Origin of the sequence: Flexivirga caeni, assembly GCF_003724155.1 — a bacterium.
GTDB classification, from domain to species: domain Bacteria; phylum Actinomycetota; class Actinomycetes; order Actinomycetales; family Dermatophilaceae; genus Flexivirga; species Flexivirga caeni.
Genome location: NZ_RJJQ01000001.1, coordinates 17,575 through 40,045 on the forward strand (window position 1 = coordinate 17,575; position 22,471 = coordinate 40,045).

The window sequence follows — 22,471 nt, forward strand, 5'->3', positions numbered from 1 at the left end:
TCTCCTTGTCGTCCCCACCCAGCCGAGGTCCGTCGTCGGACTTCCTCGGCCAACCGACGTTAACAACGCATCCATCCATCTGCATTGGGAACCGAAGAATCGTTGGCGGAATCGTGACCTTCGGCCGGCCGCCCCGGCGGCGACCAGTCGCCGTACGTTCAGGAAATCCTAAACTTGACCAAGTCCAGAAAATGCACGAAGCTGTCGGGGTGCCGGACTTCGAGACATCGCTGCGCGACGCCGGGCTGCGCGTGACCCGCCCGCGGGTGGCAGTGCTCGAAGCAGTACACGACCACCCGCACGCCGACTCGGCAACCCTCGCCGAGACCGTGCAGGATGCCGAGCCGGGCGTGTCCCGGCAGGCGATCTTCGACTGCCTCAACACCTTCACCGAGACCGGATTGGTGCGCCGCGTCCGGCCGTCCGGATCGCCGGCGCTCTATGAGATCCGGCGCGGCGACAATCACCACCACCTGGTATGTCGCTCCTGCGGCATTGTCGTCGACGTCGCGTGCGCAGTCGGCGCCGCGCCGTGCCTGGACGCCTCCGACGACCATGGCTTCGTCATCGACGAGGCCGAGGTCATCTACTGGGGCATCTGTCCCGAATGCATTGACCATCAAGAAAATTCATCCCGGCAGGCACCTTCTGGCGGGCGCGACGAAAGGATGCCATGAGCACCACCGACGAACAGCCACTCGCCGAGATCGACGACTCCAGCGGCAAGTGCCCGGTCCTGCACGACCTGGTGCGCCCCACCTCCGGCGACGCCAACCAGCAGTGGTGGCCACAGCGTCTCAACCTGAAGATCCTGGCCAAGAACCCGGCCGTCGCCAACCCGCTCGGAGACTTCGACTACCCGGCGGCGTTCGAAGCTCTCGACCTCGCCGCGGTCAAGCACGACATCGCTGAGATCATCACCACCTCCCAGGACTGGTGGCCGGCCGACTTCGGCAACTATGGCCCGTTCATGGTCCGGATGGCGTGGCACAGCGCCGGCACCTACCGGGTGCAGGACGGTCGCGGCGGTGGCGGCACCGGGCAGCAGCGCTTCGCGCCACTGAACTCCTGGCCCGACAACGTGCTGCTGGACCGCGCACGGCGGTTGCTGTGGCCGGTGAAGAAGAAGTACGGCAAGTCGCTCTCCTGGGGTGACCTGATCATCCTGGCCGGCAACGTCGCCCTGGAGAACATGGGCTTCAAGACCTTCGGCTTCGCCGGCGGACGAGTCGACGCGTGGGAGCCGGATGACGACGTCTACTGGGGCTCCGAGACCGAATGGCTCGGCGACGACAAGCGCTACACCGGAGAGCGCGACCTCGAAAACCCGCTGGCCGCAGTGCAAATGGGCCTCATCTACGTCAACCCCGAGGGTCCCGAGGCTAACGGTGACCCGCTCACCTCCGCGCGCGACATCCGCGAGACCTTCAAGCGGATGGCGATGAACGACGAGGAGACCGTCGCGCTGATCGCCGGTGGGCACACGTTCGGCAAGACCCACGGTGCCGGCGACGCCGCCCTGGTCGGCCCCGAGCCGGAGAGCGCGCCCTTCGAGCAGAACGGCCTGGGCTGGAAGTCGTCATACGGCAGCGGCAAGGGCATCGACGCCATCGGCTCGGGCCTGGAGGTCACCTGGACCTACCACCCGACGCGCTGGGACAACGAGTTCTTCCACATCCTCTATGGCTACGAGTGGGAGCTCTTCGAGTCGCCGGCGGGCGCGAAGCAGTGGCGCCCGGTCAATGGCGGCGGCGCCGACATGGTGCCGGAGTCGCAGGGCGACGGCAAGCGCGAGCCGCGCATGCTCACCTCTGACCTCGCGCTGCGCTTCGACCCGGTCTACGACACGATCAGCCGGCGCTTCATGGAGCACCCGGACGAGTTCGCGGACGCCTTTGCGCGCGCCTGGTTCAAGCTGACCCACCGTGACATGGGTCCGGTGTCGCGCTATGTCGGCACCGAGGTGCCGTCCGAGGAGCTCCTCTGGCAGGACCCGATCCCGGCCGCGCCCGCCCCGAGCGCCGAAGCGATCGCCGCTGCGAAGCAGCAGATCGCCGACGCCGGTTTCTCGGTGTCCGCGCTGGTCAAGACCGCGTGGGCGGCAGCCGGCTCCTTCCGCGGCTCGGACAAGCGCGGTGGCGCCAACGGTGGCCGGCTGCGGCTGGAGCCGCAGCGCAGCTGGGCGGTCAACGACCCGGCGGTCACCGGACCGGTCGTTGCGAAGCTCGGCGAAATCGCTGCGGCTACTGGGGTTTCGTTCGCCGACACCGTGGTGCTGGCCGGCAACGTCGGCGTCGAGCAGGCGGCGAAGGCCGGCGGGTATGTCGTCGAGGTGCCGTTCACCGGCGGCCGCGGTGACGCGACCCAGGAGCAGACCGACGTGGAGTCGTTCGCGTACCTGGAGCCGCGCATCGACCCGTTCCGCAACTACACCGACTTCGAGCCGATCGCGCCGCTGGAATACCACCTGATCGACCGGGCCAACCTGCTGAACCTGTCGGCGCCGGAGATGACGGTGCTGATCGGCGGGCTGCGGGTGCTCGGCGCCAACACCGGCGATAACCGGGCGGGCGTCTTCACCGATCGGGCGGGCGTGCTGACGAATGACTTCTTCGTGGGTCTGCTCGACCTCACCGCCGACTGGGTGCCCGGCGAGCAGCCCGGCACGTATGCCGGCACCGGCCCCAACGGCCAGGACTGGGTCGGCACCCGTGCGGACCTCGCGTTCAGCTCGAACTCCGAGTTGCGCGCGGTCGCCGAGGTCTACGCCTCGGACGACGCCAGCGAGAAGTTCGTGACCGACTTCGTCGCCGCCTGGGCGAAGGTCATGGACAACGACCGGTTCGACGTCAAGAACTGACCCGGCGGTCCGCTCACCCCTGATCGAGAGGACCCCAACCGCAACGAGCGGACCCCTAAACCACGCTGGTTTACGGGTCCGCTCGTTGCATATTGGGTCCTCTCGATCGCGGAGAGCGCGTGCGCGGAGCCCGAGCGAACAAGCTCAGCTACTCGGCGCGGCGCGCCGCGTCATACTCGTGCTGCTTCTCGGCCGCGCGGAAGAACAGCACACCGCCGCCGATGCCGACGAAGAACGTCGCGAGGGTCTGGCCGACCCACTGCGCGTCGCCCTGGAACAGCTCGCACAGGATCACCAGCACCAGGACCACACCCGGGACGACCCACGACTGGACCTGCCAGCTGCGCGGCTTGATGACCAGCGACGCCAGCACGCCGATGACGAACCCGATGATCGGGCCGGTCAACCAGGTGGGGCCGGGCAACGACGAGGTCGAGGGCTGGAAGATGAAGTCGAGGAAGAGCAGCAGCAGGAACGCGACGACGGTGATCACCGCCCAGAGCAGTCCTTCCTGCTTGGCGTTCAGATCCGAGCCCGGGGCTGCCTTGACCGGTGAATCGAACTTTCCCATGGGTGCGCACTCCTGACGTCGGGGATTACTCGCGAGTCACTTACCGGGAAGTTACCGCAGATCCGGGCGCGATGTCAGTTACGCTCTCGGCGCATGAGGCCCGCTCACCGCATTCGCTTCGCAGCCGTGGGAGCGACCGCGCTGCTGCTGGCCGCGTGTTCGGCCGGCACGAGCGACTCGCGTGCGGGCACGCTCTCCTCCCCCGCTTCGAGTCGTATGGCGGGGCCGTCAAGCGCCTCGGCGAGCACGACCCCGGCATACGGCACGCGCACGACCGGACCGCATCCGAAGGCCGCCCGCTCGGTCACGATCGCCGTCTCAGGAGACGAGATCCCGCATCCGGCGGTGTTGGCCGCGGCACGCCGCGGCATCGGCTGGGATTTCGGGCCGATGTTCGCGCAAATCGCACCGGTGCTGCGGTCTGCCGATGTCGCGATCTGCCAGCTCGAGACGCCGCTGGGCGCGTCCGGCGTCAACCTGAGCCACGGCTTCACCATGGGTGCTCCGGCAGCGTTCGCCGTCGGGCTGCGGCGGGCCGGCTTCGACGGCTGCAGCACCGCGAACAACCACTCCTTCGACCAGGGCGTGGCCGGGTTGCGCGAGACGCGCCGCATCATGGGCGCCACCGGCCTGCAGGCCGCGGGGCCCGCCGCGGACGCCAGCCATCCCGCGCAGCCGGCGATCTACCACGCGAAGGGGTTCACGATCGCGCAGCTTGCCTACTCCTACACCCTCGACAACACGGTCGGCGACAGCTCGCACGTGCCGGCCGCGGCACCGTGGACCGCCGCCAACCTGTATGACGTCGTCGGTGTCGCGGGCATCGAGAAGGACGCGCAGGCGGCGCGCGCCCAGGGTGCGGATCTGGTGCTGGTCTCGATGCACTGGGGCGAGGAGCAGGACCCTCACCCGACGACCGAACAGCGACGAATTGCAAGGGAATTGCTCACCTCCGGCACGGTCGACTACATCATCGGCAACCACCCGCACGTCGTGCAGCCATGCGAGCGGATCGACGGCCGGATGGTCAACTACAGCTTCGGCAACGACCTGTCCGACCAGTTCGCGGGCATCGTGGCCTATGGCGGCGCGGTGTCGACCGAGGCGGCCCAGGACGGGCTGATCGCACTGGTGACCTTCACCAGGGACACCGACGGGAAGATCACCTCGACCGAGCGGCTCCAGCCGACGCGGGTGGACCGGGCGAACAGCCACGTCATCCGGCTGGTCAGCAAGGCGTCCGATCCGGCGTCCTGGCAGCGCACCACGTCCGTGGCCACCGCCGGCGGAAACTCCTGTGGCGCAACGCCGCTGCACTGAAGGCCGATGCCAGGTGTGGCAGCAGTTGACCCTGAGCGGCGCCACCCTCACCGAGAGGACCCTAGTTGCTGCGAACGTCACCCTCTGACGATGTCTAGTGACCTCTCGTGGCCGACGCGCGACGGTCCGCCCTTCTCCGGATCGAGCGGTCCTCGGGTCGCACCCGCGGCATACCAGGCAGGCATGATGGGGACATGTCCCGCGACGTGAGCGCCACCTACCGACTGCAGCTGCATGCCGGATTCACCTTCGCCGACGCCGCAGCACAACTGGATTACCTTGCGGCGCTGGGTGTTTCGCACCTCTATCTGTCACCGATCCTGCAGGCCGCGCCGGGGTCGATGCATGGATATGACGTCGTCGACCACTCGCGCATCAGCGAGGAACTCGGCGGGCGTGGCGCGTTCGAGCAGTTGGCGACCGCCGCACACAGCCGTGGGCTCGGGCTGGTCGTGGACGTCGTGCCCAACCACATGGCGATCTGCGCCCCCGAGTCGCTGAACCCCCAGCTGTGGACGCTGCTGCGGGACGGCCGCGACGCCGAGACCGCCCACTGGTTCGACATCGACTGGAAGGCCGGCGGCGGGCGAATCGGGTTGCCGTTCCTGGGCAAACCGCTCGCCGAGGTGCTCGCGGCCGGGGAGATCACGCTTGACCGGTCGGGAGACGAGCCAGTGTTGCGCTACTTCGACCACGTGTGGCCGCTGTCGGTCGGCACCGACACCACGGACGACGTCGCCGAGCTGCTGGAGCGCCAGCACTACCGGCTCGCCGACTGGCGGGCCCAGGACGCCGTGCTCAACTACCGCCGGTTCTTCGACGTGGACACATTGATCGCCATCCGGGTCGAGGAGCAGGACGTCTTCGACGCAACCCATGCCCTGCTGCTGGAACTCGACGACGCCGGCTTCATCGATGGCTTCCGGATCGACCATCCGGACGGTCTCGCCGACCCCACTGGATATCTGGAACGCCTGTCGGACAAGCGATCTCGCGGCACCAAGGTGTGGATCGAGAAGATCCTGGAGCCCGGGGAGAGCCTGCCGCGCGGCTGGCGATGCAGCGGCACCACCGGGTATGACGCCCTGCGCGTCGTCCAGTCCGCCCTTGTCGACCCAGAGGCAGCAGCCACGCTGCGCGCAACCTGGACCGCGAGCGGCGGCGATCCCGACTTCCCGCACGCCGTCGACGTCGCCAAGCGCCAGGTCGTCAGCCACTCGCTGCAGCCCGAGGTGCTGCGCCTCACCCGGCGCGCGCACGAGGCGCTGCCCGATCTTGACCCCGGCCGGCTGCGTGAGGCGATTGTCGAGCTCCTCGTCGCAGGTTCCGTCTACCGGGTCTATGTGCGCCCGAGACACCGCACGTCCAGCATCGCCCACGAGCTGGTCGAGGACGCGCACGCTGTCGCCGTGCACGCGCGGCCCGACCTGGCTCCCGAGCTCGAAGCTCTCGCGCCCCTGGCCCTGCTCGCCGAGGAAAGTCCGGCCGCGCTCGACTTCGGCGTCCGCTTCCAGCAGACGTGGGGACCGGTGATGGCCAAGGGCATCGAGGACACGACGTTCTACCGATGGGCCGAGCTGATCGCGCTCAACGAGGTCGGCAGCGACCCCAGCCAGGTCGGGGAGTCAGCGGCCGACGACCTGCACAACTGGTGCGCGCAACAGCAGGCCAACTGGCCGGGCACCATGACCACGCTGACCACGCATGACACCAAGCGCAGCGAGGACACCCGTGCACGCCTCATCGCCGTTGCCGGCGATCCGCTTTCCTGGCAGACAATTTCGCGTGCCACCGGAGCAGCGGCGAAGGCCGCGGGAGTCGACCCTCGCACTGCGCACTTCGTCTGGCAGACCCTGCTCGGCGTCGAGCCTGCGGGCGACGACCGCGTCCGCGACTACCTGTGCAAAGCGCTGCGCGAGGCCGGACTCAAGACGCGTTGGACGGACCCCGACCCGGCATACGAGCAGCGGGTAATCGACTTCGCCCTCGCTCTCGCGGCCGGCGGTGCAGTGCACGACGCGATGACGGCGGCGGTGAGCTCCAATGAGCGCGCCATCCGGGCGATCACTCTCGGCGCGAAGCTGGTGCAACTCACCATGCCCGGTGTCCCCGACAGCTACCAGGGCACCGAGCTGGTCACCCGCACGCTCGTCGACCCGGACAACCGCCGGCCGGTCGACTTCGACCGGCGCGTGGAGTTGCTCCGCAGCGGCACTCCTACCGACCTCGACTCCGAGAAGCTGCACGTCGTGACGACCGCGCTGCGTGCCCGCCGCGATCACCCGCGTGTCTTTGGCAGCGAATCGTCATACCGGCCAGTGCTTTCCAGCTCCGAGCACCTCCTCGGCTTCAGCAGATCAGTCGCACCCGGACGACTCACCGGTGCGATCGTCCGCGGCGGACGCGAGACGTTCGTCACCCTTGCGACGCGGGCGCCGGCCCGGCTCGAACGAACGCACGGCTGGGGTGACGCGACGGTCGACCTCGCTGCGGGTGACTGGCATGACCACCTCACCGGCGAGACCGTCACCAGCGACGGGCAGGTCCGGCTCGCCGAGCTGCTCAGCGCCTGGCCGGTCGCGCTCCTGGAGCGCTCATGACGGGCCTCTCGCAGCACACCTTCTCGGTCTGGGCGCCGAATGCGCACCAGGGTGTCGAACTCGCGCTGCGCGACGAGCGAATCCCCTTGCGGCGCAACGGTGACTGGTGGCACGTCCAGGCGGATGCCGCGCCAGGAGACCGCTACGCCTATCTGCTCGACGGAGGCGCGGAACGCCCCGACCCGCGCTCGCTCGCCCAGCCGGACGGCCCGCACAGCCGGTCCGCACTCGTCGACCTCTCCGCACACGACTGGGCCGACGGCGAGTGGGCGGGCCGTTCGCTGGCCGGCTCCGTCGTGTATGAGCTGCACGTCGGCACCTTCACCGAAGGGGGCACCTTCGACGCGGCCATCGAGAAGCTGGATCACCTTGTCCGGCTTGGTATTTCACTTGTCGAGGTGATGCCGGTCGCCAGCTTCCCGGGCAGTCGCGGGTGGGGGTATGACGGTGTCTCGCCATACGCTGTGCACGAGACGTATGGCGGTGCAGCCGCCTGCCAGCGCTTCGTCGACGCGTGCCACACGCGCGGTCTCGGCGTGCTGCTCGACGTGGTCTACAACCACCTCGGACCGAGCGGCAACTACCTGTCGGACTTCGGGCCGTACTTCACTGACCACTACGTCACGCCGTGGGGCAGCGCGGTCAATCTCGACCGTCCGGGCAGCGACGAAGTGCGTACCTACCTGATCGACAACGCGCTGATGTGGCTGCGCGACTTCCACTTCGACGGGTTGCGGCTGGACGCCGTGCACGAGCTGCACGACGGCCGTGCGGTGCACTTTCTGGAGGAGCTGGCTGGCAGCGTCGACGAACTCTCCGGGGAGCTGGGCCGGCCGCTCTCACTGGTTGCCGAGAGCGACCGGAACGATCCGCGCACCGTCGTGCCGCGCGACGGATCCGGCGCCGGCCTCGGCCTGTCCGGGCAGTGGTCCGACGACGTCCATCACGCGCTGCATGTGACGCTGACCGGCGAAACCCAAGGCTATTACGCGGATTTCGCGGACCCGGGTGCACTCGCCAAGGTGCTTCGCACGCCGTTCTTCCACGACGGCACCTGGTCGAGTTTCCGCGGGCGGCACCACGGGCGACCGGTCGATCGTGAGCGCACCCCGGCATCCTCGTTCGTGGCGTCCTTGCAAACCCACGACCAGGTCGGCAATCGCGCAGCGGGAGAACGGCTTTCGCAACTCGTGTCGCCCGCTCGTGCGGCTGCTGGTGCGGCGCTGCTGCTGACTGCACCATACACACCGATGCTCTTCATGGGCGAAGAGTGGGGCGCCTCGACGCCGTGGCAGTACTTCACCGACCACCAGGAGGGAGATCTCGCGCAGGCGGTTTCGGAGGGTCGCCGGCGTGAGTTCGCCGAGCACGGCTGGTCTGCGGATGTGCCTGATCCGCAAGCACTTTCGACCTTCACTGACTCCTCGCTGGACTGGTCGGAGGTCGACGACCCTGAGCATCGCAGGCTGCTCGACTGGTATGCCGCGCTCCTCCGGCTGCGCCGCGAGACGCCGGTCTTCACCGAGCCGGGCACGACGCTCGTGCAGCGCGACGGCGGGATGCTCGTCGCAAGCCGCAGCGATTATGCGGTGGTGGTCAACCTGGGCACCGAGCCGGGCGACGTGCCGGGCGAGGTGCTGCTGGCCTTTGGCGAGGTGACTGGTGGCGGCACGTCCCTCGTCACCGTCGGCGCAGACTCGGTTGTCATTGTGAAATTGCAACAATGAGAACACTTCTCGTCATACACCATTCGCCGACGCCGCGACTGCTCTCGTTGCTGGATGCGGTGCTGGAGGGCGCGCGACACCCGGATCTGCCACCGGTCGACGTGCAGGTCGTCGAAGCGCTCGCCGTCACGGTCGACGACTTTCTCGCGGCCGACGGCTACCTGCTCGGCACCCCGGCGAACTTCGGCTACATGTCCGGCGCGATGAAGCACGCCTTCGACTCCACGTATGACGACACACGCGGACGCATCTCCCGGCAGCCCTACTCGTTCTGGATCCACGGCCGCTCCGACACGACCGGCGCGCGTCGCTCGCTGGAGTCCATCGCCACCGGCCTGGAATGGCGCCTCGCCGCCGCCCCGGTGGAGATCCTGCGCGTCGAATCCGCCGAACAGCGCGACGCCCTCACCGAACTCGGCGGCACCATGGCCGCCCTCGTCGCCGACCTCGACGCCTGACGCCGCACGCGGCCCACCCCGGAAACTCGGGTGACGTATGTCGGTGTCGCGTGGTCGACTGGCCGACGTGCCCGCACCACATATGACCCGGCTGCGCTCCGGGATCCGGCAGCTGATCCCGCCGACGCCGCTGTCCCGCCGGCTCGCGCTGCAGTCGCTGCTCTTCGCGACGGGTGAGGGGACGTTCATGACCGGAAGCGCGGTGTTCTTCACCCAGGTCGTCGGGCTGTCCGCGGCGCAGGTGGGCCTCGGTCTCACGGTCGCGGGTGTCGTGTCGTTCCTCGTCGCCTATCCCGCCGGCCGGCTGGTCGACGTGCTCGGCCCGAAGCGCATGTGGGCCGCGGGCGCACTGCTCGGTGCGCTGATGTTCGGCGTGTGGCCGTTCATGAGCGGCTTCGCGTCATACCTGCTGATGGTGGTGCTCTTCGAGATCGTCGGAAACGCGGGCGGTGCGGGCCGGGGGGCCTACATCCTCGACGTGATGCCCGAGGCCGAGCGTGTCGGGACGCAGGCCTACATGTACTCCTCGCTCAACGTCGGCTTCACGCTCGGCGCGATCATCGGCGGGGTGGCGCTGGCCTTCGACAACCTGACGGTGATGCGCTGGCTGCCGTTGCTGGCGCTCGCAATTGGGCTGGTCAACGCATTCTGGATCGGCCGGCTGCCTCGCGCCTCGCACGACCTGCGCGTCGCCGAACGCGAGCGCGGCGCACGCCGGGAGAACGTCCCCGGCAAGGGGCCGCTGCGCAACGTCGGCTGGATGGCACTCAGCTTCTTCTCCGGGACGCTGAACACCAACCAGGTGCTGCTCAACGTCGTCATCCCGCTCTGGCTGGTCGAGGAGACCGACTCGCCGCACTGGCTGCTGGCCTGGCTCTTCGGCACCAACACCGTGCTGTGCATCTTCCTGCCGGCATACACCTCGCGGGGCGTGCGTACCGTCGACCACGCAATCCGTGCCGTCTGGATCTCCAGTGGCTTCTTCGTGCTGTCCTGCCTGATCACGATGGAAACGCACAGCACCACGGGGTTGCTCACGATCTTCCTGGTCTGGCTCGGGCATGTCGCCGTCACCGGCGCCGAACTGGCCAACTCGGCGGGCAACTTCACCTTTGGTGCGATGCTGATGGACCCGCGCAGACGTGGCGAGTATGGCGGCGTGGCAGAGGTTTTCGGCACTCTCGGCGGTCGTTGGGCACCTGCGGCGTTCACCTTCCTCGCCCTCAGCTGGAGCGGCCCAGGCTGGCTGGTGATCGCGGCGATCGTCGTGATCGCAGCTCTCGGGACCGGCCCGGCCGCGCACGCCGCGGAACGTTTCATCCAGCGGGAATTGCCGTCCGGCGCCGCCGGCGTCGTCACCGTGAGTGACGGTCCCCACGCCGACTGACGGCGAGGTCGCACCGCCGCTCGCCGAGGAAGCCGTCACTCGGTGAGGTGCAAGCAGCCGGATGCGCGAAGATAGCGCGCGTGAATCCTTCCGCTGCGATTGCGACCGTGCTGCTCGACGAACTCATCCGGCAGGGTGTGCGCGAGGTCGTGCTCGCGCCCGGCTCGCGGTCCGCACCCCTGGCGTATGCCGCCGAGGCGGCCGAACGAGCCGGCCGGATCCGCATGCATGTGCGCGTGGACGAACGCTCCGCGGCATACCTCGCGCTCGGGCTGGCGAAGGCATCGCGTATGCCGGTGCCGGTCATCACCACCAGCGGCACCGCCGTCGCCAACCTGCACCCCGCGGTCCTGGAGGCATCGCACGGTTACGTCCCGCTGATCCTGCTCACTGCCGACCGTCCGCAGGAGCTGCGCGGCACCGGTGCGAACCAGACCACCGACCAGGTCAAGCTGTTCGGCGCGGCGACACGCTGGTTCCACGAGTTCGGCACCCCGGAGCGACGCGCCGGCCAGCAGGCGATCTGGCGTTCGGTGATCGGCCGCGCCGTCGCGGAGTCGCGCGGCTACCCGTCGGGCGACCCCGGCCCGGTCCACCTCAATGTGCCGTTGCGCGAGCCGCTCGTGCCGGGCACGCTCGACGAGACCGACGCCGACTGGCCAGAGAGCCTGGCCGGCCGGCCGCACGGCGAGGCATGGTTGCGCCTGCGGCAACCGGATTCGCACCCGCGCGGCGCCGTGTCCGGACCGGGCATCGCGCCCGTGCCGCGCACCCTGGTGCTGCTCGGCGACCTGCCTGCGCCGCAACACTCTTCGGAACTGGCCGAACTCGCCGATGCCGCCGGCTGGCCGATCATGGCCGAGCCGTTCGGCGCCTACCGGCGCGGGCGCGTCACGCCGAACGGGCCGCTGCTGCTGCGGGCTCACGAGTGGGTGGAGGCGCACCTGCCCGAGCGGGTGCTGATCGGCGGGCGGGTGACCCTTGACCGCGAGGTCGCCATGCTGCTGCGCAACCCGGCGGTGACCGTCGAAGCAATCACGCCGTTGACTTCCTGGTCCGACCCGGGTCATGTGGTGCGCCGGGTGCACGACTGGGACGACATCGAGCGCAGCCATCAGGCCGTCGCATCCTGCGTGGACCGCGCCTGGGCCTCCGAATGGCGCGCGGCCGGTCAAGCTGTCGCGGCAGCTGCCGCTCCCCTGATCGACGCAAGCTGGCCGTCCGGTCCGGCCGTGGCGCGGACCGTGGTGCACAATCTGCCGGCGGACTCCGGCGTCTACCTCGGCTCGTCCAACACCGCACGCGACCTCGACCTTGCGCGCGACCCGCGCGCGATCGTGTCCGGCGTCGTGTCCGTCGGCAACCGCGGCCTGGCCGGCATCGACGGCGTCCTCTCCTCGGCCATCGGTTTCGCACTGTCCCGTGCGCCCCTGCCGACCGTCGCGCTGATGGGCGATCTGACCTTCCTGCACGACAGCAACGCGCTGCTGATCGGCCCGCACGAACCGCGTCCCGACCTGACCGTCGTCGTGCTGAACGACAATGGCGGCGGCATCTTCGGCACGCTCGAGCCGGGCCGGGCGGAGCTGGCCGCGCCTTTCGAACGGATCTTTGCGACGCCGACCGACACCAACCTCAGCGAGCTGTGCGCGGCGCACGAGGTGGCGCATGAATACGTCTCCCGGGCAAACGTCCTCGCCGACCGGATCGCCCACCCTGGCAAGGGGATTCGGGTGTGTGAGGTGCCGATAGATCGCGCCGGGCAACGGGAGCTGCGGGCCGAGCTGGCAGCCGCGGCCACAGCCGCGCTCGGGTGATCCGCGCACCCGATCTCTCGATACGCTCGTTCCTCGCTGCTCGATCAGCGTGCCCACGTCCACGTGACCAGCGCCCATCGCGCGCGTCCATCGGCACAAGTCGTCCCGCCGGTCTGGCGCCTGTCCGATAGGGACAAATTTCGCCCGATATTTGGCCGCAGCCGTCACTTGTTCTGACCGGACTCGACCTGTCATCGTTCTTCCGAGATGATCTACGTCACAGAAGGTGAGTCTTGAGCGCCCTGCATTCCTATTCGGCTCCCGAGCCGGCGCTCGATCGTATGATCGATACTTACTCCATGCTGCCGCCCGGCGCACGGCGCGCTCTCGTCGCGATCGCCGACCACCTCGAGCCGAACAGCGACGAGATCGCCGAAGTCATGGTCGGCGACTACGTCCGGGAGATCCCGCAATACGCGGCGATCACCGACCAGGGCATGCTGGCCGACGTGCACTCGGTGTCCTCGGCGCTGGTGCGGTGCTGGATGCGCATGCTCCGCAGCGGCAGCCCCGCCGACCCTGACCTGATGGCTGTCATCCAGGACAGCGCCCGCCGCCGCGCCGCACAGGGAATGGACCTCAGCGCGTTGCTGCGCGCCTACCGGCTCGGCGTGCGCTCCATGTGGACCCAGATGACCGAGAGCCCGGACTGGCGGGCGTGCTCCAGCTTGCGCAAGTCCGCCGACCGGGTGACGTCATGGGTCCTCGACTACGGCGATTTGCTCTGCACCCAGGTCGAGGCGTGCTTTCTGGAGGAGTCCCACCGGGTCGCACAACAGCGCGAATACGGCCGGTCCGCGTTGCTCAACGCAATCCTGACCAGCGCCGGGGACGCGGAGAGCCGGCACTCCGAACTGTGCCGGCCGCACGCGCTCGCGGTTGTCGAGGTGGCGAACCAACGAGATCTGAGCCAGCTGGAGTCCCTCGGACACACGCTCGAGCGATCCGCCGGTGCAACCCTGTGGACCGTGCGCCACACCAGCGTCGTGGCAGCCGTCCCGATGACCTCGGCCATGCACCGCAGCACACTGCGGAAACAACTGGAAAGCATTGTCCAGCATGATGACTCGCTCGCCGCAGGTCTTGGTGGCAGCGCCCACAGCAGCCGGGACTCACGCAGCAGCTACGTCGAGGCGACCGATGCGATCCATGTCGGTCGCGCGGCCGACACCACCTCACGCCGGGTCTACGACTACCTCGAGCTCGCGCCGCTGATCGAGATGCTGCGCGACCCGGCGCGCGCCCGGCGCTTCGCGCACACCATGCTTGAGCCGTTCGGTGCCATGTCACACCGGACCTGGATGCTGCCGACCCTCGAGGCATACCTGGTGCACGGCGGGCGACAACGCGACATCGCGGACGCTCTGTCGGTGCACGTCAGCACGGTGAAATACCGGCTCGGCGAACTGCGGACTTCCTTCCCCGCGTGGCTGGACGGCGGTCGGCAGGCCGGCAACCTGCTGCTCGCCATACGGCTGCGCCAAGTGCTCGACACGGCCGACGACAACCCCCCGTAGAACACTCCCGTTCCCGCAGCGCTGCCGACGACACGACGGTCCAGCGCCGATCCCGCACACCCTCCAACCCTTCTGAAGACGAGGCGAAAGATCATGATGCACAAGAACATCGCCATTGCGGTGGCAGCAACCCTCCTGCTCGGTCCGCTTGCTGCGTGCAGCAGCAGCGGCTCCAGCGGCGATGGCAACGGCAGCGGCGGAGGTTCCGGTAGGGGCGGCTCGGTCACGATCGGCGAGTCGACGTCGCTCAGCGGTTCCATCGCCAACCTCGGCCAGACCGGGCTGCAAGGGCTGCAGCTGGCCGCAGCCGACATGAACGCCTCCGGCGGCCTGCTCGGCAAGAAGATCAAGGTGGTCAGCGCGGACGACAACGCGCAGCCCGCGACGGGAGCGTCCGAAGCCCGCTCGATGATCACGAAGAACCACGCCGTGGCGTTGTTCGGCCCGGTCTCCAGCGCGGTGGCCGCCGCCCAGGAGCAGGTCGCCGCGCAGTACAAGGTCCCGATCTTCTTCCACACCTCCAACGACGTCGGGCTGATGACCAAGACCTTCACGCCATACGCGTTCCAGGACGTCCCGAACACCATGATGGAGCCACGTGCCGTGGCCGACTACCTGGCGAAAAAGGTTGGCAACAAACAGATCACGATCGCAACCTTCGCCCCCGACTACAGCTTCGGGCACGATACCGTCGACGGTTTCCTGCAAGCGCTGAAGACGCTGCACGTGAACTACAAGCTGGTCAAGCAGGAGTTCCCTCCGCTCGGCGCGAGCAACATCAGCTCCTACCTGTCGGCGCTGGTCTCGGCCCATCCGCAGTATGTGTTCAACGCGCAATACGGAGGTGACCTGGTCGCCTTCACGAAGCAGGCGGCACAGTTCGGCTTCTTCAAGGACACCACCGTGATTGCGATGTATGCGTACGCGCCGCTGGCGGCCCTCGGCAGCAGCGCGCCGGCCGGCGCGATCGGCTTCGACCGTGCGCCGTTCTGGGAGATCAAGACGCCCGAGATGACCAAGTTCGTCTCGGAGTTCAAGGCGAAGTACGGGAAATACCCCACGGAGTGGGCGATACTCGCCTACAGCGCCGCGCAGGAGTGGGCGTATGCCGTGAAGAAGGCCGGGAGCTTTGACTCGGCCAAGGTGATCAAGGAGCTCCCAGGCGCATCGGTGCCGACGATCATCGGCTCGATGACGGTCCGCGCCTGCGACCACCAGTCGGAGGTGCCGGAGTATGTCGGAACGATCAGCGGCACCGCGGACCCGAAGTTCGGCATACATCTCTACAACGACGGCTTCACCGCGCCGTTCAAGGACATCTCGCTGACCTGCTCCGAAGTCAAGGCGCTGCAGAAGTGACGCGACCAGCCCACGACGGCCGAACCGCCGAGGGAGCCGCATGAGTGAGTCGTCCATCATCACTAACCTGATCGGTATCCTCACCACGGCGAGCACGCTCTTCATGGTCGCGGCGGGGCTGACCCTGGTGTTCGGTGCGTTGCGGCTGATCAACATCGCTCATGGCAGCTTTTACATGTATGGCGCCTACCTGGCCACCACGCTCGCCGCGCGCCTGGGCGGTGCGGGGTTCTGGGTCTCCCTGGTGATCTGCCCGCTGGTCGTTGCCGCGATGGGTGTGCTCGTGGAGGTGCTGGTCCTGCGCCGGCTGTACCGGCGGGAGCACCTGACGCAGTTGCTGGCCACCTTCGCGCTGCTGTTGATCTTCGCGGATATCGCGCTTCGGTTGTGGGGAAAGAGTGTCCGCAGCATCAAGGCCCCCAGCGCGCTCAACGGTCACTTTCAGTTCGGCGGTGCCGCCGTCCCGGTCTACGACCTCTTCGTGATCGGTGTGGCCGCGCTGGTGGCCATCGGGCTGTGGGCATTGATGAGCCGGAGCAAGCTGGGCTGGCGGGTCCGGGCCGTCGTGGACGACCCGGAGGTGCTGGCTGCCTCGGGAACGAACGTGCCGCTGATCCTTACCGGCGTGTTCGCGCTCGGCGCGATGCTCGCGGGCTTGAGCGGCGTCGTGATCGCTCCGGAGCAGGCGGTGCAGCCCGGCATGGACGCCGAGATCATTGTGGCGGCCTTCATCGTCGCCGTGATCGGTGGCCTGGGCTCCATTGTGGGCGCCGCCATCGGCTCACTGATCATCGGTGTCGTGGAGACGCTGGGCGCGGTGTGGACGCCGAGCTGGGCTTCGACGTTCATCTACGCCCTGATGATCCTGGTACTGGCAATCCGCCCCTGGGGCCTGTTCGGGGAGACGGAGCGATGAGCAGCGGCAAGTCCCCGGTTCCCACCGCGTCCAGTCAGGAAGAAGCTCGAGTGCCGACCGGGGCCGGAGCGGCTGCGCGCTCGTCGTCGCTCGCTCGAAGCGTCGCAACGCCCGTCGCGCTCACCGTCCTGATGGTGGCGCTCGGCTTCGCCGTCGGCGGCAACACGCTCACGACCCTCGAGGAGGTGCTGGCGCTGGTGGTCTTCGCCACTGCCACCAACCTGCTCCTGGGGCAGGCCGGTCTGGTCAGCTTCGGCCAGGCGGTCTTCTACGGGATCGGCGCGTACACGGTCGGACTCGGCTGGTTGCACTGGCATCTGTCGTTCTGGCTGACGTTCTTCCTCGCGCCTGTGGTCAGCGCGCTCGTCGCCATACCTGTCGGACTGGTCGCGCTGCGGGCCCGCCGGCTCTACTTCGCGCTGTCCACCCTGGCCTTCTCCGAACTGGCTTACCAGCTGGCCGAGTCGCGGTACGACTTCACCCAGGGCGCGAACGGGGTGTTCGGACCGTTCGTCCCGAGCGTGCTGACCGACCCCATCAAGGGATATCTCTTCTTGCTCGCGGTCACCGTGGTCAGCCTGCTGCTGATGTGGAAGGTAACGCGATCGCCGTTCGGCCTAGTGACCCGGGCGATCCGCGAGAACAGGGGGCGCGCACAGGCTCTGGGCGTGAATGTCTACCGGCACCAGCTGATCGTGTTCGTCGTCTCTGGCTTCTTCTGCGGCCTCGCCGGCGCGATGTTCGTGGTCTACAGCCAGTCGGCATACCCCGAGCTGCTGGACTGGACCAGCTCCGGGACGCCGATCTTCATGGCGGTCATCGGTGGCATGGGCACCTTCCTGGGTCCGGCGCTCGGCGCGTTCATCTACCAGTTCGGCCACGACGAGCTGGTGCGATACGTCAGCGACTGGCAACTTGTCCTGGGCGGGGTGCTGCTGCTGATCGTCATGTTCTGGCCGGATGGCGTCCTCGGTTCGCTGACCAAGGTCAAATGGTCCCAGTGGCGGAATTCGCTGAACAAAGGTGGATCCGATGAGTGAGAAGGCCTTGCTGGTCGCGACCGGGCTGGTCCGCGCCTTCGGCGGGTTCCGCGCGGTCGACGAAGTCGACCTCACGGTCACCGAGGGCACCATCCACTCGGTGATCGGTCCGAACGGCGCCGGCAAGACAACCCTGTTCCGGCTACTGACCGGCATCCTGCGGCCGACCTCCGGAACCCTGGAATTCGACGGTGCCCAGATCGGCGGGAAACCACCGGACATGGTCGCGCGCCTCGGGCTGGCCCAGGCGTTCCAGACCACGAACATCTTTCCCCGGATGAGCGTGCTGGAGTCGGTCCGCGCAGCCCTGGTCAGCCGGCACCACCGCACCCGCGACATGTTCAGCTGGTTTCATACACGCCTCACCGGCGAGGCGATGGACATGATCGACCGGGTCGGCCTGACCGAATTCGCGGACGAAGAGTCCCAGACCCTGTCACACGGCGACCAGCGCGCCCTTGAGGTTGCGCTCGCCCTCGCGGTCCAACCACGACTGCTGCTGCTCGACGAGCCCACCGCCGGAATGTCACCCTTCGAGTCCCAGCGGATGGTCTCGCTGGTCCGGGCCCTGAGCCGCGACATGGGCCTGACCGTCATCCTGTCCGAACACGACATGGACACCGTCTTCGGGATCTCCGACGAGGTGACCGTCATGCACCAGGGCAAGGTCATCGCCGACGGCCCCGCCGCAGAAGTACGCGCCAACGACGAGGTCATGTCCATCTATCTGGGGAGCGAAGCATGACGCTGACCGTGCACGACATACACACCTACTACGGCAGAAGCCATGTACTGCAAGGCATCTCGCTCGAAGTAGCCGACGGTGAGACAGTCGCGCTACTGGGCCGCAACGGCGCAGGCAAGACGACCACCATGCGCAGCGTCGTCGGCCTGACCGCACCCCACCGGGGCACGGTCGAACTGGACGACACCGACATCACCGGCATGCCGACCCACCAGATCGCCCGACGCGGGATGGCCTTCGTACCCAGCGGCCGCCGAGCCTACGCCTCACTGACCGTGCGGCAGAACCTCGCGCTCTCCACACGCGGCAAAGACAGCCCGAACGCGTGGACCCTGGACCGGGTCCTGGAGACCTTCCCCAAACTCCAGCAACTCGGCAACCGTCGCGCGGGACACCTGTCCGGCGGCGAGCAACAGATGCTGAAACTCGGGCGCGCGCTGCTCAGCGCGCCCCGGATCCTGCTACTGGACGAACCCACCGAGGGGCTCTCGCCGGCCATCGTGGCCGACCTCGGCCGCTGGTTGGCCATCCTGAAAAAAGAGCGGACCACTGTGCTGATCACCGAACAAAACGCCTTGTTCGCACTGAAATACGCCGACCGCGGCTACATCATCGAAAAGGGGCTCGTCCGGCACGAAGCGTCCGCAGAATCACTACGACAGAGCACCGAGATCCAGCGCTACCTCGGGGTGGCGGCCAGTGCCTGAGCCTCGCACTGGATGCCCCAGGATGCCGACCAGCTGTCCCCAGGCTGCAGGATCACGAGCGATTCGCCGGAGACGAACGCGTTCGCCGGGCAGGTCATCGGCTCCACTGCGACACCGGTATGGCGCGCCCGGCCGCCCGGCAACGAGTCGCCGGTGAACAGCTGGGTATACGGGAACGAATCCGCCTCTGCCCACAGCGTCGTCGACCGATCGCCGGACGCAACCCGGATGCGCCAGCGCCCGTCGGCGTCTGCTTTCAGCCCGGTGAAGGCGGTGTCGAGCGCGGTCTGCGCGATCGGGCGCTCCGTGCGGAAGTCGTAGCCGGTGCCGTCGACCGGCCGCACTCCAGTCGGGAGCAACCGCTCGTCGACGGTCAGCCAGTTGTCCGCCGGGAGCGACAGGGTGAGTTCATCGACCGAGCTCTCACCCGTCGTCAGGTAGGGATGCGCGCCGAAACCGAACGGCACCGCGACAGCACCGACGTTGGTGGCGGACGGTGTCACCGTCAGCCCTTCGTCACCCAGCTCGTAACGCACGCTCAGGTCGAGTATGCCGCCCCACCCCGGACTCGGCATCAGCCGAAACTGCACGGTGACAGTCGAATCCGTGCGTTCAGCGAGCGACCACTGCTCCCATCGCACCAGCCCGTGCGAGGCGTTGTGCCGTGCGGGCTCGGTCAGCGGCAGCTGCTGTGCCTTGCCGTCGAAGGTGTACTTACCGTCGCCGATGCGATTGGGCCACGGCATCAGCACTTGCCCGCGGCCGGCGTCCGCAGGTGCGTCGGCGGGGAAACCGTGCAGCACGGGGCGACCGCCCACTTCATACGACCGGATGCCGCCGCCGACCCCGACGACAGTCAGCCGCTGCTCGCCGTGCGCGATCTCCCATTGCTGCCCGGACGGCAGGACCGGCACCTCAGTCATTGCCAAGTATCCGGGTCGCGGCCTCGCGCATCTCGACCTTGCGGATCTTGCCGGTCACGGTCATCGGGAACTCCTCGGTGACGTGCACGTAGCGCGGGATCTTGTAGTGCGCCAGTTTGCCGGCGCTGAACTCCCGGACGTCCTCAGCGGTCAGCGGGTCCTCACCGGATCGCATGATGATCCACGCCATCAGCTCCTCGCCGTACTTTTCGTCGGGCACCCCGATCACCTGCACGTCGGCGATCTTCGGATGGGTGTAGAGGAACTCCTCGATCTCGCGCGGGTAGACGTTCTCCCCGCCGCGGATGACCAGGTCCTTGATCCGGCCGACGACGTTCACGTAGCCGTCGTCGTCCATCGTCGCGAGGTCACCGGTGTGCATCCAGCGTGCGGTGTCGATCGCCTCGGCGGTCTTGTCCGGCTGCTCCCAGTAGCCGAGCATCACGCTGTAGCCACGCGTGCACAACTCACCGGTGCCACCGCGCGGAGTGGTCAAACCCGTTGCTGGGTCGACAATCTTGACCTCGAGGTGCGGCATGACACGCCCGGTCGTCTCCGTCCGCCGGGCCAGGTTGTCGTCGGCTCGGGTCATCGTCGACACCGGCGAGGTCTCCGTCATGCCGTAGCAGATGGCGACCTCGCTCATGTTCATCTCGGCGATCACTCGCTTCATCACCTCGACCGGGCACGGCGAGCCAGCCATGATGCCGGTGCGCAGCGTGCCGAGCTCGAACTGCTCGCCCGCGTCCATCAGCGCCAGCTCCGCGATGAACATCGTCGGCACGCCATACAACGACGTGCAGCGTTCTGCCGCAACGGCCTTCAGCGTCGCGGCGGGTTCGAAGGAGGGTGCCGGGATGACCATGCAGCTGCCGTGTGAAGTAGCACCCAAGTTGCCCATGACCATGCCGAAGCAGTGGTAAAACGGCACCGGCAGGCAGATGCGGTCTTCCTCGGTGTAGTTGACGAGCTCGCCGACGAAGTAGCCGTTGTTGAGGATGTTGTGGTGCGAGAGCGTGGCACCCTTGGGGAATCCCGTTGTGCCCGAGGTGTATTGGATGTTGATGGGGTCATCGGCGGTGAGCCCTGCCGATCGCTGCGTGAGCTGTTCGGGAGTGGTGCGCGACGCCCCAGCAAGCAGGTCGTCCCAGGTGGGGTCACCGATGTAGACAACGTCGGTCAACGAGCGGCATTCCCCGCGCACCTGCTCGACCATCGACCGGTAGTCGGACGTCTTGTGCTTGTCGGCGCTGACGAGCATCCGCATGCCGGATTGCTTGACGACATAGGACAATTCGTGGGATCGGTAGGCCGGATTGACGCACACCATGATCGCGCCGATCCGCGCGGTCGCATATTGCACCAGCGTCCACTCCGGACAGTTGGGCGACCAGATGCCGACCCGGTCGCCCTTGTCGATGCCGGCCGACATGAGGCTCCGCGCGACCTCGTCGACGGCCGAGTCGAACTCGGCATACGTCCACCGACGACCGCTCGGCACATCGACCAGCGCCTCCCGGTCGGCGAAGCGCTCTGCCGTGCGCCGCAGGTTGTCGCCGATCGTGTCCCCCAGCAGTGGCACGTCCGACGTACCGCTGCTGTATGACGGGTGGCTACTCTCTGCCATCGGTGACCTCCTGGGACTGGCGGTGTGTCCCCCTCAGATTAAGTCAACGGCGTCCGGCGCGACGGCATAGCACGTTCAAGCGTCTGCGCCAGCCGGTCGCCGCGGTGCGTGCCGATGATGTAGGTGCCTGTGTCGCCGAAGACCTGACTGGCGGCCCGGACGCTGTAGCCGACGATCGCGGCACCCGGCATAGCCGCGGGAACACGCGCCGGATCCACCCGCACCACAAGGATGTTCGCGACTTCCGGGCCGGTGAAGTTGCCCCAGTTGCCCACCCCTTTGCCGAGCTGTGGCACCGGAATGTCACCGTCCGGGTACGGCGACCTCGGGACCGGGATCCGTCTCCGGCGGGGGCGGTGACACACGGTCCAGACCAGCACCTCGTCCAGCGGGATCTCCTGGCGCTTCCACGCGCGTCCGGCACGCGGCACGACGAAGGCACCGATGGTCAGCGTGCCACCCGCCAGCCGGATGCCGTAGGGCGCGAACAGCGCGATCGCGAAGACCACGACGATCACGATGACGAAGGGCAACAGCAGCCAGAGCGCCCAGCCGAACCGCGTCGTACCCCAGACGATCACCACACCCGCCAGCACACACCCCGCCAGCAACCGCCACGGCACCTGGCTCATCGACTCGCGGTAGGTGACCGAACGGTCCACCGGCACGCGCAGCCACGACGGTTCCCCGAGCGTCCTCGAGCCGTCCAGCAGCCTCGCCGAAGCGGCCCGCAGCGCACGATTTCGCGCCGCGAGCAGCTCGGCTCGCTGGGCCGAGCCCGGGGTCCGGCGCATGGTCAGCCCGACGGTGCCGAGCGCCGCGCACACGGCTGCGCCGGACAGGCCACCCGCCCCCGAGAAGTCGCCGCCCACCATGTCCGTGATCTCGACGGCCAGG

The 22,471-nt window shown here is 67.9% G+C and carries 18 protein-coding genes; 14 read left to right on the plus strand and 4 right to left on the minus strand.

Translation table 11 applies throughout. From position 1 onward, the window contains the following. Positions 1-191: 191 nt before the first annotated feature. Positions 192-677 carry a Fur family transcriptional regulator gene (locus EFY87_RS00095; RefSeq protein ID WP_123269287.1) on the plus strand — a complete coding sequence of 162 codons (486 nt, stop codon included), beginning with the start codon at positions 192-194 and terminating at the stop codon, positions 675-677. Beyond that, complete coding sequence (gene katG, locus EFY87_RS00100; RefSeq protein WP_123269288.1) at positions 674-2,860, plus strand: catalase/peroxidase HPI; 2,187 nt, start codon at positions 674-676, stop codon at positions 2,858-2,860. Before EFY87_RS00095 ends, katG begins: the two co-directional genes overlap by 4 nt. 148 nt (positions 2,861-3,008) lie before the next feature. Here the strand turns inward: katG and EFY87_RS00105 are convergent, their stop codons facing one another. Then, on the minus strand, positions 3,009-3,431 hold the full coding sequence (locus EFY87_RS00105; RefSeq protein ID WP_123269289.1) for a hypothetical protein: 423 nt from the start codon (positions 3,429-3,431) through the stop codon (positions 3,009-3,011). Between the two features lie 93 nt (positions 3,432-3,524). Between EFY87_RS00105 and EFY87_RS00110 the strand changes: the two genes are divergently transcribed. The 12 genes from EFY87_RS00110 to EFY87_RS00165 all read left to right on the plus strand — a co-directional run bounded on the left by EFY87_RS00110 (position 3,525) and on the right by EFY87_RS00165 (position 19,024). Next, the gene (locus EFY87_RS00110) at positions 3,525-4,751 is read left to right on the plus strand and encodes a CapA family protein (RefSeq protein ID WP_123269290.1); all 1,227 of its coding nucleotides are present in this window, start codon (positions 3,525-3,527) and stop codon (positions 4,749-4,751) included. Positions 4,752-4,945: 194 nt separating this feature from the next. Next, on the plus strand, positions 4,946-7,351 hold the full coding sequence (gene treY / locus EFY87_RS00115) for a malto-oligosyltrehalose synthase (protein WP_123269291.1): 2,406 nt from the start codon (positions 4,946-4,948) through the stop codon (positions 7,349-7,351). Further along, on the plus strand, positions 7,348-9,078 hold the full coding sequence (treZ, locus tag EFY87_RS00120; RefSeq protein WP_123269292.1) for a malto-oligosyltrehalose trehalohydrolase: 1,731 nt from the start codon (positions 7,348-7,350) through the stop codon (positions 9,076-9,078). The genes treY and treZ overlap by 4 nt, the downstream gene beginning before the upstream one ends. Further along, the gene (locus tag EFY87_RS00125; protein ID WP_123269293.1) at positions 9,075-9,536 is read left to right on the plus strand and encodes a flavodoxin family protein; all 462 of its coding nucleotides are present in this window, start codon (positions 9,075-9,077) and stop codon (positions 9,534-9,536) included. The genes treZ and EFY87_RS00125 overlap by 4 nt, the downstream gene beginning before the upstream one ends. Before the next feature lie 67 nt (positions 9,537-9,603). Next, positions 9,604-10,923, plus strand: coding sequence for an MFS transporter (locus EFY87_RS00130; protein ID WP_220093442.1), 1,320 nt, complete (start codon positions 9,604-9,606; stop codon positions 10,921-10,923). A gap of 80 nt (positions 10,924-11,003) precedes the next feature. Continuing rightward, positions 11,004-12,740: a 2-succinyl-5-enolpyruvyl-6-hydroxy-3-cyclohexene-1-carboxylic-acid synthase gene (gene menD / locus EFY87_RS00135; RefSeq protein WP_123269295.1), complete on the plus strand. Its 1,737-nt coding sequence runs from the start codon at positions 11,004-11,006 to the stop codon at positions 12,738-12,740. A gap of 281 nt (positions 12,741-13,021) precedes the next feature. Further along, the gene (locus EFY87_RS00140; protein ID WP_123269296.1) at positions 13,022-14,257 is read left to right on the plus strand and encodes a PucR family transcriptional regulator; all 1,236 of its coding nucleotides are present in this window, start codon (positions 13,022-13,024) and stop codon (positions 14,255-14,257) included. 93 nt (positions 14,258-14,350) lie between these two features. Then, positions 14,351-15,616 (plus strand): ABC transporter substrate-binding protein, encoded by a 1,266-nt coding sequence (locus EFY87_RS00145; RefSeq protein WP_123269297.1) that lies wholly within the window; start codon positions 14,351-14,353, stop codon positions 15,614-15,616. Between the two features lie 40 nt (positions 15,617-15,656). Further along, a complete protein-coding gene (locus EFY87_RS00150; RefSeq protein WP_123269298.1) occupies positions 15,657-16,532 on the plus strand; it encodes a branched-chain amino acid ABC transporter permease in 876 nt (291 codons plus the stop codon). Then, positions 16,529-17,572, plus strand: a complete 1,044-nt coding sequence (locus EFY87_RS00155) for a branched-chain amino acid ABC transporter permease (protein ID WP_123269299.1) — start codon at positions 16,529-16,531, stop codon at positions 17,570-17,572. The genes EFY87_RS00150 and EFY87_RS00155 overlap by 4 nt, the downstream gene beginning before the upstream one ends. Then, positions 17,565-18,317 (plus strand): ABC transporter ATP-binding protein, encoded by a 753-nt coding sequence (locus EFY87_RS00160; protein ID WP_123269300.1) that lies wholly within the window; start codon positions 17,565-17,567, stop codon positions 18,315-18,317. Before EFY87_RS00155 ends, EFY87_RS00160 begins: the two co-directional genes overlap by 8 nt. Continuing rightward, positions 18,314-19,024 carry an ABC transporter ATP-binding protein gene (locus EFY87_RS00165; protein WP_123269301.1) on the plus strand — a complete coding sequence of 237 codons (711 nt, stop codon included), beginning with the start codon at positions 18,314-18,316 and terminating at the stop codon, positions 19,022-19,024. The genes EFY87_RS00160 and EFY87_RS00165 overlap by 4 nt, the downstream gene beginning before the upstream one ends. On the opposite strand, the gene EFY87_RS00170 is transcribed toward EFY87_RS00165, so the two are convergent. From EFY87_RS00170 to EFY87_RS00180, 3 genes are read right to left on the minus strand one after another with little or no spacing between them, the layout of a single operon-like run. Beyond that, positions 18,997-19,947 carry an aldose 1-epimerase family protein gene (locus EFY87_RS00170; RefSeq protein WP_123269302.1) on the minus strand — a complete coding sequence of 317 codons (951 nt, stop codon included), beginning with the start codon at positions 19,945-19,947 and terminating at the stop codon, positions 18,997-18,999. The genes EFY87_RS00165 and EFY87_RS00170 overlap by 28 nt on opposite strands. Next, positions 19,940-21,574 (minus strand): AMP-binding protein, encoded by a 1,635-nt coding sequence (locus EFY87_RS00175; RefSeq protein WP_123269303.1) that lies wholly within the window; start codon positions 21,572-21,574, stop codon positions 19,940-19,942. The genes EFY87_RS00170 and EFY87_RS00175 overlap by 8 nt, the downstream gene beginning before the upstream one ends. A 38-nt stretch (positions 21,575-21,612) precedes the next feature. After that, positions 21,613-22,449 carry a hypothetical protein gene (locus EFY87_RS00180; protein ID WP_123269304.1) on the minus strand — a complete coding sequence of 279 codons (837 nt, stop codon included), beginning with the start codon at positions 22,447-22,449 and terminating at the stop codon, positions 21,613-21,615. Positions 22,450-22,471 lie beyond the last annotated feature (22 nt).